Below are 656 nucleotides of genomic sequence, written 5' to 3' on the forward strand. Positions count from 1 at the left end.
AATTAGTGATCTAACTATAAAATTATTCAAGAAAAACCATGAAGTTTAGCCTTTCCAGTTATAACAATTAAAAAAGGCAAAACCCCCCAAGGGTTAGTTGCCTTCTCTAAGTTCAAGCAACGCAACACACTCCACATGATTCGTATGCGGAAACATATCCACAGGCTGCACTTCGCGCGTCTCATACCCGCCATCCTCAAGCACCTGCAGGTCTCTCGCAAGCGTGCCAGGATTACAGGACACATACACTACCCGCTTCGGCTTCATCTCCACAATTGTCCGCAGGAGGGCTTCGTCGCAGCCTTTTCTTGGCGGGTCGACGACTAGCGTATCGGCCGTGATGCCTTCTTCATACCACTTTGGAATAACGGTTTCCGCTTCTCCAACCGCGAACTCTACGTTTGTGATGCCGTTTAATTCTGCGTTTCGTTTCGCATCCTCAATTGCTTCCGGTACAATCTCTACACCGTACACTTTTTTCGCCTGCTTCGCCAGAAATAGAGAAATCGTTCCGATGCCGCAGTAGGCGTCGATGACGGTTTCTTCTCCTTTCAGTTCCGCGTACTCAAGCGCTTTGTCGTAGAGCACTTTTGTTTGCTCCGGGTTCACCTGATAGAACGATCTGGCGGAGATGGCGAATTTGACGTCTCCGATGA

1 protein-coding gene is annotated in these 656 nt (G+C 48.6%); it reads right to left on the reverse strand.

Annotation, left to right across the window (positions count from 1 at the left end; all coding sequences use genetic code 11):
* Positions 1–93: 93 nt before the first annotated feature.
* A partial coding sequence (gene rlmD, locus ACWHAR_RS28115; RefSeq protein WP_452088573.1) for a 23S rRNA (uracil(1939)-C(5))-methyltransferase RlmD occupies positions 94–656 on the reverse strand: 563 nt, incomplete at its 5' end.

The organism is Bacillus sp. LR--39 (assembly GCF_053613335.1).